Consider the following 15891-nt stretch of genomic DNA (forward strand, 5'->3'; position numbering starts at 1 on the left):
ATTACCAGTACATTCCGGGTATAATTAGAGTAAACATCTGGCGAGATGTATTTGTATAACCCTAATGAATCAAATTTATGAAAAAAAATGATTACTGGAGAATTCCAATACGATTTGGGATTCGAAACAAATGGCTATTGGCTATGAAAATTTATTTAATGCTAATGTTGGCTTGTAATTTAAGCTTAAGTGCTAGTGTTTTATCTCAAACACGAGTGGCACTTAGTGTAAAAAATGCCAGCTTTATTGAGTTGATTCAAGAAATTGAATCAAAAACTGATCTAGGCTTTATCTATAATCAAAATGACATTAAGAATATTGATGAGATTAGTATAGATACCCATGATATTACTGTTGAAGAGGTTTTGAATGCTGCACTTGAGAATAGCGGACTGGAGTATGAGATTGACAGGGATATTATCATCATTCGACCAGCACAAAATGTTCCAACTGTAAAAGAACAACAAGAAAAGAAAGCCATCAGAGGTAAAGTAACCGACAAAAATGGAGTACCTCTTCCTGGAGTTTCTGTTGTAATTAAAGGATCTACTATTGGTGCGGCTACTGATATCAATGGAAATTACGCTTTAAAATTCGATGGTGACAATGTTGTTTTGGTATTCTCATTTGTGGGTATGTTGCCACAGGAAATTAAATATACCGGACAAGTATTTCAGAATGTAAGCCTTTTGGCTGATACCGAAACAATGGATGAAGTAGTTGTAACAGGTTATCAATCTATCTCTGCTGAACGCGCCACAGGTTCTTTCGAGAATGTAAAAGTGGAAAAATTATTGGAGCAAAAAACCACAGCCAATGCATTGGATATATTAGAAGGAGAAGTGCCTGGTCTGTTATATGAAAATATGGGAGATGGTAACCCATCACGTATTTCTTTGCGAGGATTAAGCAACTTTAATATGAGTGATGGTGCCGTTAATTCCCATGCACCTCTAATTGTTGTGGATGGTTTCCCAATTAGTGGTATTTCTGGAGGAGCAGATGCTAACGGTGATGATTTTACTAGTCTTATTGAAAAAATTAACCCGGCCGATATTGAAAACATTTCGGTACTGAAGGATGCCGCTGCGGCTTCTATTTGGGGAGCACGGGCAGCCAATGGGGTAATTGTAATTACCACCAAAAAAGGTAAAAAATCGGATAAACCACAAATCAGCTTTAATTCGTCCTTCTCTATTCGTGAAAAACCAAATTATTCCGATGCCTATGTGGCTTCTGTCAATGATCACCTCGAGTTAGATGAATGGTGGGCCGCTGAAGGAGGCATAAGGGACGAAGACAGGAGAAGTAATTCAAGAGTAAATTCAGAAGGAATACAAGCCTACTACGATTATGCCAATGGCAATATTTCAGATGCCGACTTTAATACTACTATTAATGGACTTAAACAGAACTATTATATCAAGGAGTATAGCGATTTGTTTTTAAGAAACTATACACAACAACAATACAACTTGTCTATTAGCCAGGGTAATGATAAGTACCAGTACAGGGTAGGATTAAATTATCAGGACCAAAAAAACCTTAATAAAGGTGATGGCAATCAAAACTATGGAGCCCTTATTAATTTATCAACGGAACTGATGAAAGGGGTTAAATTCAGTACTAAAATTGGTTTTAGCAAGCGCGACATTCAGAACAATGGTATAAATAATATCCAATCATACAGTCCTTATGCAAGGATATTAGACGATAATGGCGATTATATTACAATGCCACATCTGGTTCATCCAAGAATTAAAGATGAAGTATACCAGGAACTGGAACCTTATTTACCTTTCGATTGGGATTATAACCTGAAGAGAGAGTTTGATAACCAGGATAATAGCACTGAAGTAAGAAATACAGATTTCCAGGCTCGTTTGGATATTGATATTGTAAAAGGCTTAAAGGCTGAGTTAAGCTATGATTATCAGTATGGTAGAAATAAAACAAGGATGTATAGAAATGAGGAAATATGGGAAGTAAGAAATGAAATTATAGGTAATGCATTTTATGTAGAAGACCCAAATAGTGGGGAGTATGTACCAGACGGCACATTTATTATCCCACCCGGAGGAGGTACCCTTGATAGAAATTCTTATGCATCTTGGACAGATTCCTACAGAGGGATGTTAAATTATACCGGATACCTTGATGCCAATAGTGAACATTTTGTTACAGCCATAGTGGGTATAGAATACAGGGATGAGAAATATGACGGGCAAACAGATGAAACATTATACAACTATAATCCACAGGCATTAAGATATACAGATATTTATAGTGTACCTTATGAGTTTGATCCGCGTCAGACTTGGGATGGTTCTGGAATTTATAGAATCACTAATAATGCACGTGTGGATAGGGATCATGATCGCTATTTGTCTAATTATGCCAATGTAGGTTATACTTTTAAAGATAAATACACGCTAACAGGTAGCTGGCGTTTAGATGATTCTAACCTGTTTGGATCATCCCCAAAATACCGTAATGTACCTTTATGGTCTACTGGGCTTAAATGGCGTTTGGCAGAGGAAGATTTTATGAATGTATCTTTCCTTAACCGACTCGATTTGCGTGTCAGCTATGGTACGGGAGGTAGAATTAATAGAGATGCTTCACCTTTTTTAACTGCTTCTTTAATAGCTGATACCAGAACCCAGGTTCCAACTGCAGAAATTAAGGATTATCCAAATGCTGAATTACGTTGGGAAACTACAGCAACCCTTAATGCCGGCTTCGATTTTGTCATGTTCAACAACAGGCTAAGCGGTTCATTTGAGTATTATAGAAGGTATACCTCCGATGTATTAGGTAGCGTAGCTGTTAACAGAACCTACGGAGTGGAAGATGTTAGGTTAAATTATGCCGAAATTTCCAATAAAGGGTTCGACTTAAGTTTGAATTATCGCATTCTTCAGAATAGTAGTGTCAATTGGGATATGGGCGTAATGGTCAACCATAACGTTAATAAAGTGGAAAGATTTGACGGTACCGAAACAGTAGAATCTTATACCTCTGTTTCTCCCGTCGAAGGATATGGTTTATCTGAAGTTTTTGCTTATCGCTGGGCAGGTTTATCGCCAGAAGATGGTACCGTGCAGGTGTATAACGAAAATGATGAAATAATTGGTTGGGATGACGATGCGTTGCCAACCAAGGATGGCTTGCAATATATGGGGCAAATGACGCCTAAGTTCTTTGGTAACTACAGAAACCGGGTGAGCTATAAAGGTTTAAACCTGGATGTGTTGTTAACCTATAAGTTTGGGCATAAGTTTAAAAGATCAACTTTCGTTTCAGGTAGCTATAACAGGGTAGCACATGTAGATGCAGAAAAACGCTGGAGGCAGCCAGGTGACGAAGCCTTTACCGATGTTCCGTCAAACACAATAGGTGGAAAAACCTCCGTCTATCTTAGAGATGGTAGTCAGATGTACGAGGATGCCTCACATATCCGAATTCAATCCATTGGTTTAAGCTATAATTTAAACAGTAAGTTGTTGGCCAATACTTTTGTAAAGGGAGTTACTTTAGGTGTTAACGGACGAAACCTGGGCTTGCTATGGAAGGCAACTGATAAGGATATAGATCCTGACTTTGGCAATGGTGTTTTTACCTATAAAAACAGGGCTACCTATTCCATGAACTTAAAAGTTAATTTTTAATCTGAAACGTGATGAAGAAATTTAAAATTATATATCTGTTTATTATCCTAACCGCTTTTGCAGCATGCGACAGGGATGAGTTATTGGACATTCAACCCTATGGTGAAATTTTGCCGGAAACAGTTGAAGATTTTCGCTTAATGTTAAATGAACGAATCGAAAGAGTAAATTCTTATGAAATAGATGTTTATTTATCGGATGAAATAAAAGTACCCGATGGAACTTATAACTCTTATATAAATAACTCAACTTCTCGTTATTACAATGCTTTAACATGGGATGAAATGTTTGGTTATGAGGATGAGGAAGATAGAGAGTATAATCAATTGTATAATGCTGTGCTAAACAGCAATATGTTGATAAGGGAAATTGAGGGTGCAGTTGGCAGCGAGGCAGAAAAAAAGAAAATGATTGCTGAATTAAAGGTGCACCGTGCCTTTGCTTACTTTTCTTTGGTTAATCTGTATTCCACACAATATGTTGAGGCTACAGCAGCAAGTGCCAAAGGGGTGCCTATTAAGTTAGACCCTGATTTTTCAGGTGCTACACCAAGAGAGTCTGTTCAGGCCGTGTACGATGTAATACTTAAAGATTTAAGCGAAGCCATTGAAAGCAATGCAATGGAAACATCGGTTCCTAAACTAAACTGGCAGGCATCTCAGGCAGCAGCCTATGCACTATTGGCCAGGGTAAAGTTACAGATGATGAACTACTCCGAAGCATTGGAAGCAGCCAATAATTGTCTGGGTATATACAACACTTTGTACGATTCTGGTACCAAGGAAGATGATATCCCTAACTACGACAATGCTGAAATAATATTCCTTAAACATAGGACAGAATTTGATGACTGGTTTGCAACCCTTTATGCAGCAGATGATTTAATTGCTTTGTATGATGCGACTAATGATTTGCGTTTATCAGATCGTTATGAAAAAGATGCTACAGGTTATTATTTTGAAAGGGATAAAAATTATCGAAATCCTCAGAGTTATACAGGGTGTACAGTGCCAGAGATGTATCTTATCCGCGCAGAATGTTATTCAAGAATAAATAGTGGAGCAGACTTTCAAAAAGCAATTGATGATTTAAATACCCTTAGAAGAACACGTTATGTAACGGGTACTTATAACGATTTAACAACGGTTCAGTTACCGGATGCAGCTACAACTCTTGCTTTCGTTAAAGAAGAAAGAAGAAGGGAAATGGCCGATCAGGGAATGCGCTTATTCGATATTAAAAGATATATAGCAGAAGGTGATGTAATAAATATTGAAAGAATAATTGAGGGAGAATTGCATACTCCTGCCAATAACAACCGATTAATTGTACCTATTGCTCATATAGTCATGCAATATGCTCCTGAGATTGAGCAAAGCGATAGATAAAAACCTATAGTTGGCTGTTTGTTATTAGCCTTTAGCAATTTTGAATAAAGTACTAATAACCAATAGCCAAATTTTATTTGATAAAAGTACAATGAAAATAAAACAATCAAGATTGAGTAAAGGAGTATTGAATGTTACTTGAATCCTGATACAAAACTTTTAATAAAATGAAACAAATATATAAATACAAGCTTAAAGCCTTTTTTGCCACGTTTTTGGCAGTGCTGTTGTTTGCAGCCTGTAACGAGGTGGAAGATTTATCCATTACTTTGGATACCCCTGTGGCAGATTTCGTTGTTCGCGATACCTCAGATATAGGATTAAATGGGGTAATAACATTTACCAATAAATCAGTTAACGGGGCGCAGTACTTTTGGGATTTTGGTGATGGAACTATTTCAGAGGAAGTAGAACCTATGCATTCATATACCGAAGTAGGTACTTATACCATAAGTATGATTGCCCAAAACGGGAAAAATGGCAATTATCTTACTCACGAAAAAACGATGAGTATTGAAGTAACAACAGCACCCTTTGCTTACTTTAATGTGGATACGCTTTTAAAGGCGAATAAGGAGGTGCATTTTATTAATAAATCTGCACGAGCGACATCGTATCTTTGGGACTTTGGTGATGGAAACACCAGTACGGATGAAACACCGGATCATATATATACAGAAGGGGGAAGATATGAAATCACATTAACTTCAAGCAATGATGATGGAGAAGAAGCGGTTTGGAAAACATACGTTACTGTTCTGGCTCCTTTATTAGAAGGGATTTTTGATAATGGACTAACATTAGGTGAATTAGGATGGTCTGTTTTGAATTACGGTACAGCCACACAGGAATGGGAAGCAAATAGTAGATATCAAAGTTTATATTTTTCTGCCCATCCAGGTCGTAATCCTGATGGTGTAGATGACTGGGTAATTTCGCCTAAAGTGACCTATGATGGTCTAGCACCCTTAACTTTTGATATGATTCAACCTACGTTCGGGAGGTACGATCATGTACCTGTTAAGATTTGGATAGCGAAAAAAGTACCCGAAAGTGCAGATGATTTTACAATAATGGTGAAAGAAGTAATAGCTGAAAGTGAAGGATGGGATTCGTATGAATTATCATTGAAAGAACATGTTTCGGAGGGTGAAGAGTTTTATATCGGATTCCATATATATCAAACTGGATCGCCACGTATCCAAATAGACAATATAATTATCATCTAAAACAGATTTGATACCTTATATAAAGAATTGTATTTCAAGAGGAGCACCACAAAGTGTTCCTCTTGTTGTAAGATAGTAATTCCCATTAACCTAAATTAACTCAGATTAACTCAACTTTGGCTCAATAATTGATATAAAAACGTGTTTTTTGAAATGAAATTTGATGAGACGACCCGTAAAACAGAACCAATAGAATAAATAAAATGTTAGTAGATTGTTTTTGCCTAAGCATTATACCAACACCTAACACCTAACTGCTAAATAAAAAATGAAAATTACATTAAAAATTGCAAAACTGCAGCTCCTAAACCTGATGTATTCGCCCATATCCTGGGTGGTTCTTATGGTTTTTGCGCTTTACTCTGGTATTCAGTTTACCGGTGGATTGGAGTCCATACACGGATTCTTTAAACAGAGACCCGACGGGATGAGCCTAATCACGAACCGCTTGTTTACCCGGGATTACTATGGTTACTTCTTTAAAATGAAGGAGCTTATGTTCCTGTTTGTGCCCATACTAACTATGGGTTTTATCAGTAACGAGATGAACAGCGGAACCATTAAATTGCTTTATTCCTCGCCTTTGAAAATAAGGAATATTGTTGTAGGTAAATATGTGGCTATGTTGGTGTTCAGTCTGGCTATCATATTGGTTATGGCAATGGCTATTATTGGAGCCGGGTTTTTTATTCCCGGTATGGATACAGGTGTTACCATAGCCGGTTTAATAGGTTTCTTTTTACTGATTGCTACTTACTCAGCTGTTGGTTTGTTTATGTCTTCCCTGTCGCGTTACCAGATTATTTCCGGTATTGCAACCATAGCCTTTTTATATGTGCTCGATTTTCTGGGAGGTTTGGCACAAGACGTACCGGTACTGAGAGACATATTGTATTGGTTATCCATTTCAAACCATAGCACACCGGCACTTCAGGGGTATATGGTGAGTACCAATATCTTTTACTTTATCATTGTGTCGGTTTTATTCCTGGCCTTTACAGTAAATAAACTGCATGCCGACCGCCAGAACAAAAAAGGAAAACAAAAAATAAGATTACAATCAGCAGCCTACCTGTGTATTGCCATTGTGTGCATTGGCATTGCAGCCATCCCTAAGTTGAAGGTGTATGGCGATATGACCGAAACAAAAATGCATACAGCCCACCCGGGTACACAGGAGATTCTTGATCAGCTTAAGGAAGACCAGCTAAAGGTTAAGTTCTTTGGACATGTAAACTCCAGTGATATAAGGCCTTCCAGAAGAAGGTTGAATGAGCGAAAGTTTTACAGTATTTATACGCGCTTTTTAAGAGATACTGAATTTGAATACCAAATGTTTTATGCACCTGTAGAATGGGATAGTTTCAAAGGAGAAGCTAAGAATTACAGCCCCCGCAAAAAAGCCGAAATGCTTGCCTATTACGAAGGTCTGGACATGAACGAAATTAAGGACCTTAACGAGTTGGATGCAACGGATCAGGAAGCTATAGGAATGTACGAAATGGATTTTGGTGTGCTGGAAAAAATTATTTATAAAGATCAGCATGTCTTTTTAAAGCGGGAACGAGATGATGTGGCTCTTGATGCATTGGAAATTGACTATGCCACTCAATTTAAAACCTTGATACATTCTCCTTATCAGGTGAGCTTTATTACAGGGCACAAGGAAAGAAGCATTAAACGTGCCTGGGAGCAGGACTGGAACCGTATGGCAAAAGTATGGAAACACCGTTCGGCTTTGATAAACCATGGTTTTATAGTGAATAGCCGGGATATTACAAAAGGAGATATAAAGGAGGATACGGATATCCTGATGATTTTGGATCCGATGATTGCCTATAGCGAAGCCGAACTTTCAAAAATCAAGTCTTATATCGATAAGGGAGGGAATCTACTTATTGCGGCTGAAGGTAAAAACAGTGCTTTTATCAATCCACTTTTAAGCTTGATTAATGTAGAGCTTCAGAATTCTTCTATTCTAAGTGACCACACCGGACGTTTGGGTGAGCTATGTATGGGTACAGTCAATAAAAATGCTCCAGGATTGCTTACCGATTACGGAATGCACGAAATAGAATTGCCGGGAGCATCTCCGCTCACTTATAAAGAAAAGGATGGTTTTAAGGTGACTCCATTGCTAAACACTAATGGCCAACAAACAAGTCTTGCAGGTCAAGATCAAAAGGAAAGCTTTACCGTAGCATTGGCATTGGAGCGCAATAAAAATGGCAAGCAACAAAAAATTGTTGTTGTCGGAGATGCCGATTTTGCTGCCGATAAAGTTATTATGAAGAATAGGAGAGATCCTTTTACAGCAAACACGCTTTTTTATAAAAACATTTTCCGATGGTTTACTGCCGGTGAATATCCATTGTTGTTCGAACCCAATGAAGGAAGCGACAATAAAATAATCATGAGCAATGCCAAAGAGAAGGTATATAAGGTCATATACATCTGGATTTTCCCATTTGCCATATTATTTATTGGCGGATTTATTTTCTGGAGAAGGAGGAGGATGTAGTCAATGGTCATTGGTCATTGGTCAATAGTCATTAGTCATTAGTCAATAGTCATTGGTCATTGGTTAACAGTCAATAGTCAATGGAAACGAAAAAAACAGTATAAGAACCACGCTGCCCCACGAGTCCCCTCGTGAGGTATGTTCAAAATCACACGATACAATCGTGCGATAGCGTGGGGGACATAGCTTAAAAGAAAAAATTAACAAATAAAAAGCAACACAGTATGGAGCCAGAAAAAAGCAATAAAGAATTGAGGATGGTACCTCATAAAAAAACTCTGCGTCTCTGTGTCTCTGTGTTTATTTATAAATCATCATAAATAAAAGCTACTAGCCGTTAGCCATTAGCTCATAGCTTTAAAATCAGCAAATAAACAGTTCAACAAACTAAAAAGAAAAGAGTATGGGGCCAGAAAAAAGCAATAAAGAATTGAGGTTGTTAACTCATAAAAAAAACTCTGTGTCTCTGTGTCTCTGTGTTTATTTATAATTTATCATTAATACTAAAACATCATGTCAAACAAAATATTAGAAATCAAAAACCTGTCGCACCGTTATACTAAAAACTGGGCTATCCGCGACATCAATATAGAAATGCACTCCAACGAAATCTTGGCTTGTTAGGGTCCAACGGAGCCGGTAAATCAACCACCATGAATATTCTTTGTGGTGTTTTGAACCAAAGCGAGGGCGAGGTATTTATCAACGGTATCGACCTGCGTAAAAACCCGGAAGAAGCCAAAAAGAACATTGGTTTCCTGCCACAAAAACCGCCTGTTTACCCGGATTTAGCCGTAGAAGAATACTTAAAGCATACGGCACACCTACGTTTTGTGCCAGAGAAAGAAATCCCTGCAGCCTTGGAAGCCGCCATGGAAAAATGTGGTTTGCTACACATGCGAAAAAGACTCATCCGTAACCTATCGGGAGGTTACCAGCAGCGAGTAGGTATTGCACAGGCCATTATCCACAAACCAAAGCTGGTTATTTTTGATGAGCCAACTGTAGGTCTGGATCCGAATAATATTGCCGAGATTCGTGAGTTGATTCGTGAAATCGCACAGGATCGTGCCGTAATCCTTTGTACGCACATTCTGCCTGAGGTACAGATGATATGCAGTACGGTAAAGATGATAGAAGCAGGTAAACTGGTATTTGCCGACACCATTGATGCCTTTAATAACGTGATTGAGCCAGATACCATGACTGTATCCTTCGACAATCCCCCAACCAATCCCGAATTGATGGAAATAGACGGGGTGCTGGAGATCAAGGTTGAACAACTAAAAACTGGAAGCCAGTTCCGCGTGAAGTTCGATTTCCACCAAAGAATGTATCGGAAGAAACTCATTAGAACAGAGCGTAAAGAACGATTGGAAACTAAAAGAAGTAGCCATCGAAAAGCAATCGCTTGATTTAATATTTGCACACTTATCAGGGAAATCCCCCTCTATCTCCCCCGAAAGGGGAGAAACCAAATCGTATGGATAAGTGTTTAGACTATTAAACATATAACTGCAAGACATTGCAAGATCTACAATGACTACTTACATCATGTAAATCATGCTTGCTACTGTGATCCCCCTTGGGATACTTAGAGGGGGCTACTTGTAAAAAATGAAAACAACAATAAGAATAGCAAAACTCGAACTGAACAACTTGTTCTATTCGCCACTGGCATGGTTGGTGCTGGTGGGCTTTAGTATTTTTACGGCTTACGAAATTATTCCTGATCTTACACACATGGCAAAAATGTTGGGTTTGTATCATACAGAGTTTGGGGGAATAACCCATAGGCTTTTTACCTCTGAAAAAGTGGGATACCTTGGGAATACACGTACCCTGTTAATGGTCTTAATTCCTTTAATTAGCATGGGAGTCATCAGTCGCGAGGCTAGTAGTGGTTCCATTAAGCTCCTGTACTCTTCGCCTATTAAGTTAGGTTCCATTGTAATGGGTAAATACCTGGGGGTTATGGTTTTTGTGAGCATGCTGATGTCTATATCCTTGCTGGCTATATTTATCGGTAACTTTACGGTTGAGCAATTGGATTTTGGAAGTTTGATAAGTGTCTTTATCCATTTATACCTGTTTGCGGCTTTAATTGCTGCCATTGGGGTATTTATATCCACCTTTTCGGCTTACCCCATTGTGGATGCCGTAGCCACCATCGCCCTGGTTTATGGTTTAGATTTGCTGTATGGTTTGGTTGATGAAGTACCGGTAATAAGTACCATTATGTACTGGATGGCACCATCGCAACAAATGGGATATGCCTTCAAAGGCTTGGTTACTTCACAGTCCCTGCTCTATTTTGTGGTATTGATCATCCTGTTTGTATCCTGGGCTTACCTTAGAATGGTACTAAAACGCCAAACAAGTACGGCCAAGTGGATGACCCGTGCAAAAATGACAGGCTTGCTTTTATTTGCCATGGGGGTAATTTACATCACCACCATACCGACATTGCTTTGGTACAAGGATATGAGCGCAACGCAGAAGAATGTATTGAGCCCGGTAAGTAAAGAGGCTTTGATAGATTTGAAGGATCAACCCATTAAAATTACCACCTATGTGAATTTGTTTCAAGGTGATACCCGAGGATTAATGCCGGAAGATCATGTTACTGCCAAAGATTTTTTCCATAAATATTACCTGGAATATCCACAAATTGAAATGGATTTTGTGTACTTCTACAAGCCATCACAATTGGAGGGGTATCAAAGAAAAAGTCTGCCCGGCGACCCCATAAGCCTGGATGAGACCATCAAGTATATGTCCAATTTATTGAAAATGGATATCAATGATATTCACCATATTGATGAGTTGGGATTAAGTGATGATATTGTAAAAAACTACGCCAATTTCCATTTCAGAGTGCTGGAAAGCAAGGGAAAACAAAGCATCCTAAAGTATAAATTTGATGATAAGAAGGCCGTGCCGGCTCAGGCACAAATAACGGCTGCATTCAAACGATTGGTAGGCAATAGCTATAAGATTGCTTTTGTAGAAGGCCACCGGGAAAGAGGGATGAATGTGAATGAAAAGCTGGCAAGTACCCGAACTGCTTATCGTCCAAAGATAAATTACCCTGAAAATTATGATTTAGCCATCTCTTCAGCCGACCAGCGACGATCTTTAATAAACAATGGTTTTGAAGTAGTGAGTTTAAACCTTAGCCAGGAAGTTCCTTCGGATGTTGATGTATTGTTGATTGCAGAACCCAAATCAGAATTTTCAGAGCAGGAACTGGCCAATCTGAAAAAGTATAGCGACAAAGGTGGGCACCTGATCATTACCTCGGGACGTGACAATGAAAAGATAATGAATCCGATTGTGGCAGATTTTGGTGTGGAATACCTGCCTGGAATATTGGTGAACGATAACCCCAAATATCCGGCTGATTATAACCTGGCTGAACCCCATGGTGAATTCAAAGAAAGTCTTCGTTTAAATACCCCTGTCGGGCTTGGGAAAGCCACTGCTTTAAAGCTGGATGAAAACAAGGGTTTTAAATCCTTTGTTCTGTTAAGCTCCAAAGCTAAGGAAGCTTGGTTGGATGCCACAGGACCAAACAAGTTTGGAGAGATTACATACAACGAAGCCGAAGGCGACCAAAAAGCAAGCCTTCCGATTGCCGTTCAGTTGGAAAGAACAGTAAATAATAAAAGCCAGAAAGTGCTAATTGCTTCCGATACCGATTTTTTGAGTAATGGAAGTCGTGAGGTAGGTAACGGAAGCTTTATGCCTTATTTGTCAAAGTGGATGACCAATGGCGATTACCCACTGGATATACCGGTTGTTGAAGGAAAAGATAATCGTGTAAGCATTGCCTGGGAAAACATTATTTGGTTAAGCTTGCTGATGTACTTTTTGGTACCGGGTCTGTTCGCCTTCTTTGGCGGCAGAATGTTACTGAAACGAATGAAGAATTAAAAATAGACGATTAAACAGTAGACAATTAGATATTTAGAATTCTAAGAGTCTACTATCTAAGTCTCTACAAATTATCAATGAATTAATATAAATTTATAAAAAATGAAAAAATTACTATTAGTGGTAGTTGCCATACTAGGTATAAACTCTGCCTTTTCGCAAGGAATTGAATTTGAGCACGGAACTTTAGCCGAAGCATTCGCCAAGGCAAAAAAAGAAAACAAAATGGTATTTGTTGATACCTATACAAGCTGGTGCGGGCCATGTAAACGCCTGAGCAAAGAAGTATTTCCACAAAAAATTGTTGGCGATTATTTTAATCCGCGTTTTGTGAATGTTAAAATTGATGCCGAAAAGGGAGAAGGTGTAGACTTTGCTAAAAAATATAAGATAACAAATTACCCAACATTATTATTCTTTAGCCCGGATGGCGAAGAAATGCATAGAGTACTTGGCTTTACGCAAGCAGATGGTTTAATTAATGATGCTAAAATAGCCGAGGATCCTTCAATGCAATTAGAAGCGCTGCAAAAAAGATATAATGAGGGCGAGCGCGATCTGGATTTCTTGATGCAGTTGTGCGCACAGCTAGGTAGGCAGAGAAAGATGGATGAGATTTATAAAATTGGGGCAGCCTACACAAAAACCATCAAGATGGAGCAATTGTACGACCCTAAGGTATTTCAAATGGTAACCTGGTCTACAATACTGGAATTCGAAGATGAGGCTTACCAGTTTATTTATAACAACTGGGATAAAATTATTGAAAAAACAGGCATACAAGAAAGGGAACTCCAGAGAACAATGCGAAAGCCGGCGGGTAAATATATTGGAAAAATAGCCGAAGACAAGAATAATAGTATTGAAGATATTGATAAGTCCATTGAACGTGTTAAAAAAGTCTTAGCAACCGTTAATAAAGAGGCTCTATATTCTGCGCATTATTTGGCAAAAGGCGATATAGATAACTGGTATATTCTACAGAAGCAAATGCTGAACAAGAGAATAGAGGAGAAAGACTGGAGAGGTATGCGCGTTGCTATGTACATGATGGCAGAGACGATTAATGAGAATAGCGATGTATTTGACGGGAGTGGTATGTATAAAAAGCTGATTAAAGATTTTACTCAGTTAGAAAAAAAATACGAGGAAAACTTCGATTATGGTGCTTACCAAAGCATTATACGTTTATACAAATTAGATGGCAACAAGAAAAAAGCCTTGGAATATTTAGAAAAATTTAAGTTAGACGTTGAAAAGAAGTTCATACCTATTCTAAAACGTTTGCCAAAAGACGAGCAAAAATTTATAGAAGAGATTGAGCAGATGTAAGGGGATTCAAAGGATGACTAACTGTAATGTACAGATGGTCATCCTATGAAATAAATTAATGCCTGAATTAAAGGGATAAATGTTAGAATCTTCTGTGCTATCCAACTTATTGAAACATCCAGCTGTAAATTAGGCAAGTACTCAATTGACTAGATTGTTGAATTGTCAGGCAATGATGCCAAAATGAAGCTTAAAGCTATTTAACGTGAGTTCGACGTAAAATTCTATCCACAGAAAGTTATATTTGGGATAGATTTGCATTAAAAATTTGGAAAGAATAGCGTGCTATTTTGAGCAATTTTTAATGTGAAGATGTCGTAAAGAGAACTTTCCATTATGTGTTAGCCTGCTTTCGGCATAAATTTCCTCAAATCTTCTTGAAATATCCCGATATTCCTTCGAAAATTTGATAAAATTTCTACTCAAAATCAGATTAAACTGTGAACGAATTTTACGTCGAACTCACGTTATTTATGGTGCTCAGACCTTTTTGTTTTATGGGAAGGCTACAATACTAAGTGATTTTGACTTCATCAAATTGATTGTTAATAATAAATACAAATAAGAATGAAACGAATTATTTTATTTCTTGCAATGATTTTAACTGTTGTGACAATGGAAGCACAACAAAAGAAAGTAGTTTTGATTACCGGAACAGCATCTGGTTTTGGTAAAGCTACCGCCGAAAAACTTGTTGAAAAAGGATACATTGTTTACGGTGGAGACATTCAGGTAGAAGCCAACCAATACCTTAGCAAAATTGGTGGACATGCATTGGTAATGGATGTTACCAAGGACGATCAGGTTAAAAAAGGGGTACAAAAAGTAATTGATGAACAAGGACGTATTGATGTACTGATTAACAACGCCGGATATGGCTCCTATGCCACCATCGAAAACATTGACATGGATGAGTTGAAATACCAGTTTGATGTAAACGTTTTTGGCTATGCAAGGTTGCAACAAGCAGTTTTACCTCACATGCGTAAGCAAAGGTCAGGACGCATTATTAATGTGTCGTCTGTAGTAGGAGAAATTTCAATGCCAATATTAGGATGGTATGCCGCCACAAAACATGCTGTTGAAGGCATGTCTGATGCTTTACGTCAGGAGGTGAAACCATTTAATATTGATGTTGTAAAAATAAAGCCTGGGGCGGTAAATACCGGATTTGCTAAAGTAGCATTTGCAAAATTAGATGCATCTCACATCCCCGATGATTATAAATCAATGGCTGATAAATTTAAAGCTTTTTCAAAAGCGATGTATACACGGGTTGAAGGTCCGGAAGGTACAGCAGATTACATTGTAAAAGCAGTTGAGGCTCAAGAACCAGAAATAGAGTATCTCACTACGCCTGATGCACATCGGCTATTGAATGCTAAAGACTAGTGTGAAGAGTGTTAATAAAACGAATTAAAGTTTTTGAAAATATTTTTCTTTTTACAAGGCAAGGTTTACAGGCCGTAGCCATAGCTACGGCGAAAAAGCTTAACGCAGTAGAAAGGAAAATAGGTCAAAAAATTAGTTCGGGGAATTAGCATTCTTTACACTAGTGCTCAGAAAAAGCTTTGGAATATCTAGAGATATATAAGAAAGGCGTAAATAAAGAGGTTCAATTAAAAGGATTATCACTTTTGTAAAACATTTAATCTCAGTATCATTCCGAGAGTTATGACAAAATAGTTTAGTTGGAGCCGCCACAATTGGGAGTGGTTGCTCCATTATGTAGCATCAGCAGAATCTGTTTTTCAAATGTTATCCGATTTTTTTTATCAAGCAAATGACCGTTTTCTGTATTTTACGTCGAACTC

Annotated in this window: 8 protein-coding genes; all 8 read left to right on the top strand. The window is 38.1% G+C overall.

Annotated features, from left to right (window positions below; translation table 11 throughout):
* Positions 1–77: 77 nt before the first annotated feature.
* The 8 genes from ACO05S_RS13875 (at position 78) to ACO05S_RS13910 (ending at position 15469) form a co-directional block, all read left to right on the top strand.
* Positions 78–3671, top strand: a complete 3594-nt coding sequence (locus ACO05S_RS13875; RefSeq protein ID WP_421918608.1) for a SusC/RagA family TonB-linked outer membrane protein — start codon at positions 78–80, stop codon at positions 3669–3671.
* 11 nt (positions 3672–3682) lie between these two features.
* Entirely contained in the window at positions 3683–5059 is a 1377-nt protein-coding gene (locus tag ACO05S_RS13880; protein WP_421918609.1) for a RagB/SusD family nutrient uptake outer membrane protein, read from the top strand.
* A 167-nt stretch (positions 5060–5226) separates the two neighbouring features.
* The gene (locus ACO05S_RS13885) at positions 5227–6288 is read left to right on the top strand and encodes a PKD domain-containing protein (RefSeq protein ID WP_421918610.1); all 1062 of its coding nucleotides are present in this window, start codon (positions 5227–5229) and stop codon (positions 6286–6288) included.
* A 268-nt stretch (positions 6289–6556) separates the two neighbouring features.
* The gene (locus ACO05S_RS13890; protein ID WP_421918611.1) at positions 6557–8809 is read left to right on the top strand and encodes a Gldg family protein; all 2253 of its coding nucleotides are present in this window, start codon (positions 6557–6559) and stop codon (positions 8807–8809) included.
* Positions 8810–9426: 617 nt separating this feature from the next.
* Positions 9427–10224, top strand: coding sequence for an ABC transporter ATP-binding protein (locus ACO05S_RS13895; RefSeq protein ID WP_421918612.1), 798 nt, complete (start codon positions 9427–9429; stop codon positions 10222–10224).
* A gap of 202 nt (positions 10225–10426) precedes the next feature.
* A complete protein-coding gene (locus ACO05S_RS13900) occupies positions 10427–12745 on the top strand; it encodes a Gldg family protein (protein WP_421918613.1) in 2319 nt (772 codons plus the stop codon).
* Between the two features lie 102 nt (positions 12746–12847).
* Positions 12848–14077 carry a thioredoxin family protein gene (locus tag ACO05S_RS13905; RefSeq protein ID WP_421918614.1) on the top strand — a complete coding sequence of 410 codons (1230 nt, stop codon included), beginning with the start codon at positions 12848–12850 and terminating at the stop codon, positions 14075–14077.
* Positions 14078–14644: 567 nt separating this feature from the next.
* Complete coding sequence (locus ACO05S_RS13910) at positions 14645–15469, top strand: SDR family NAD(P)-dependent oxidoreductase (RefSeq protein ID WP_421918615.1); 825 nt, start codon at positions 14645–14647, stop codon at positions 15467–15469.
* Positions 15470–15891: the final 422 nt, after the last annotated feature.

It is taken from the genome of Marinifilum sp. (genome assembly GCF_965230805.1).
Classification (GTDB): domain Bacteria; phylum Bacteroidota; class Bacteroidia; order Bacteroidales; family Marinifilaceae; genus Marinifilum.

What these genes read in the sequence shown, in the direction of transcription:
- ACO05S_RS13875 (WP_421918608.1), top strand. Translation starts at nt 78, where the DNA reads ATGAAAAAAAATGATTACTGGAGAATTCCAATACGATTTGGGATTCGA.
- ACO05S_RS13880 (WP_421918609.1), top strand. Translation starts at nt 3,683, where the DNA reads ATGAAGAAATTTAAAATTATATATCTGTTTATTATCCTAACCGCTTTT.
- ACO05S_RS13885 (WP_421918610.1), top strand. Translation starts at nt 5,227, where the DNA reads ATGAAACAAATATATAAATACAAGCTTAAAGCCTTTTTTGCCACGTTT.
- ACO05S_RS13890 (WP_421918611.1), top strand. Translation starts at nt 6,557, where the DNA reads ATGAAAATTACATTAAAAATTGCAAAACTGCAGCTCCTAAACCTGATG.
- ACO05S_RS13900 (WP_421918613.1), top strand. Translation starts at nt 10,427, where the DNA reads ATGAAAACAACAATAAGAATAGCAAAACTCGAACTGAACAACTTGTTC.
- ACO05S_RS13905 (WP_421918614.1), top strand. Translation starts at nt 12,848, where the DNA reads ATGAAAAAATTACTATTAGTGGTAGTTGCCATACTAGGTATAAACTCT.
- ACO05S_RS13910 (WP_421918615.1), top strand. Translation starts at nt 14,645, where the DNA reads ATGAAACGAATTATTTTATTTCTTGCAATGATTTTAACTGTTGTGACA.